The organism is Caballeronia terrestris, from assembly GCF_001544515.1.
GTDB lineage: Bacteria > Pseudomonadota > Gammaproteobacteria > Burkholderiales > Burkholderiaceae > Caballeronia > Caballeronia terrestris.
In genome coordinates this window covers 1-2,299 of record NZ_FCOL02000280.1, presented here as the reverse complement: position 1 = coordinate 2,299, position 2,299 = coordinate 1, and the positions used below count along the sequence as shown (strand labels likewise).

Sequence of the window (2,299 nt, the reverse complement as noted above, 5' to 3'; positions counted from 1 at the left end):
AGTACCACCGATGTTGCCTGTAAACAACGGCCGGCCCAAAGCCGGCCCGGCGGTTACAAATCTCCGTAAACCTGTGCGACGCGGCGCTTCGCTATTGTGAAGCGGATGAAAGCCCCTGAACTCTCGCGATTGCCGCGGGCCGCCACAGCCTACAACAACGAGCTCGAAACCGGTCTCGCAGAACGCGACGCCGAAACCCACAAACTCTACAAGCCCGAAGGCGATGCCCGCTTTTACCTGCTCGAGCTGAATCGTTGTGGTGACGACTCGGCATCCCTCGCAAGAGGAAATTCCTCGGCGCGCCCTTCCGGGCCGTTTTCGTCGTGAGTTTGTCGAGGTCGGGCACGAAACAACTGCCGCGCCAGCGCCGCACGTGCGGACCACGGCAGCGTCCTCTATGTTTCGCCGCGCGATGGCGGGATGCGGTCTATGTGGGTAGACGGCATCTCCTGCGCTTAGTCGTCAATTTGACGCTTGAGAAAGCACGAGATAGATGTTGCACTTCGCTTTTGATGCCGCCCAGCATAACTCCAGCAAAACCTTCTCCGCCCCGGTGCGCTTCAGTGATGTAAGCTTTAACGCGCACTCTCAGTGCAAAGCACAGCGCGGGCGCGGCAGAGCTTTTTGCAACAGCCTTAGCCGGGCGACCGGGCACTCACAGGCGTGACCTTCAGAAGGGGTCTCCATGCACGCATTCATGCGGAGAGAATCAAGCCGCGCCATGGTCTTCGCCAGACGGCGGGCTGGAGCTCTTTTGCATGCCGGCCTGTCGCGTGCCATGGGGTGCGCCTGCTTATGGCTGGCCGTGGCCAGCCTCCTCGTTCTGTTGACAGCGTACATCAATCTGGCTGCAGCCGCGTTGCCCGCTGGGGTGCAAAACATCATCAACAGTGCGACGGGTGGTCCGGCGCCGCCAGCCGCGTCGGCGCAGGCTGCTTCGGCACCGACGCCTGCTAGCCGGGCCGAACTGACGCGCTCGCTGGACAGCCTGATCGGCACGCTGGAGAGCGATCCAAAACGTAAAGAGTTGGTCGCCCACTTGAAGGGGCTGCGTGCAGATACCCAAAGTACCGCGCCCGCGGCGCCGGCATCGTCCGGACCGGGCAACAGCGACCTGCTCGGAGCGATTGCGTCGGGCATTGCATCTGTCGAGACGGATCTGAGCGAGGGCCGCACGCCCATGCATTACTGGGTGGCCCGTTCGAACGCAGCGGCAAAAGAGTTGTGGACCATTCTCAGAGGCGGGAGCGGGGAGTCGTTCGCGCAGGTCCTGCTTGGCATGATCGCGACGCTTGCGGGCTGGGGCGCGTGCGCTGTCCTGTTGATCTATCTGCGGCGACGCATCAGTGCGCGTTATGGCTGGAAGGTCGCGCTCGAACCGAATCCAACTTCGTTTGAACTGTTGAGCTTCCTGTTTTGGCGCACCGCGCCTTGGATCATCGGATTCGTGGCGGTGGCGCTGTTTATGCAAGGAATGTCTGACGCGCTCGGAAGCACGCTGGCGCTTGTGATCGTTTATGCCGTGGTCGCGGGCTCGATCTTCTCTGCGATTTGCCTGATCGTGTTCTCGGCGTTCAACACGGCGCACCGGCGTGTCGCAGTTCATCAGCTGCTCGCGCAAAGCCGCTGGCCGCTTTTCGCGATCGGTGCATGTGGTGCGCTCGGTGACGCGACGGCCAATCCAGACGTCACGCGCCTGCTCGGCGTGAATCTCGCCGGGCTCGTGTCGGCATCCGCAAACGTCGCGGCGGCCGTCTTGATCGGTTATTTCGCGCTCGCTTACCGGCGGCCCGTCACGCATCTGATACGCAATCGGCCGTATGGGCGAAGGCGTGATCACAAACTCGCCACGGAAGCGCTCGATATCCTCGCATCGCTATGGCACATTCCAATCCTTTTAATCGCGATCGCGTCGGTCGTGGCGATCATCGATGCACGCGGTTCCGAAGAAAACGTTTTACGACCGTCCCTTCTCAGTGCGCTGTTACTCGTCCTCACGCTCTTCGTGTCGGCGCTTCTTATGCACGTGACGCGTCGAAGGGACACGCGCGCGCACCGTCGCGCGCCCCATTTGATGCGACTCTTGCGCTTCGCAAGCACGCTGCTCGTCCTTCTGATGTGGCTCGCGTTCATTCAATTCGAACTGGAGGTGTGGAGCGGTCCGATTGCACGGATGATCAAGCACGGTGCGATGACCCCCAGTTTCAAGCATGCGCTGGTTACAGTCATCGCGACGGTCTTCGGCGCTTGGTTCATATGGATACTTTGCGACACCGCAATTCTCAACACGCTGGGCCCG

2 protein-coding genes are annotated in these 2,299 nt (G+C 61.3%); both read left to right on the top strand.

The window, feature by feature from the left end; genetic code table 11:
- The first annotated feature begins 105 nt into the window (after positions 1–105).
- Positions 106–327: a hypothetical protein gene (locus AWB67_RS40315; protein WP_200822407.1), complete on the top strand. Its 222-nt coding sequence runs from the start codon at positions 106–108 to the stop codon at positions 325–327.
- A gap of 358 nt (positions 328–685) precedes the next feature.
- On the top strand, positions 686–2,299 hold a 1,614-nt coding region (locus AWB67_RS36500), incomplete at its 3' end, for a mechanosensitive ion channel protein MscS (RefSeq protein WP_235025572.1).

What these genes read in the sequence shown, in the direction of transcription:
- AWB67_RS40315 (WP_200822407.1), top strand. Translation starts at nt 106, where the DNA reads ATGAAAGCCCCTGAACTCTCGCGATTGCCGCGGGCCGCCACAGCCTAC.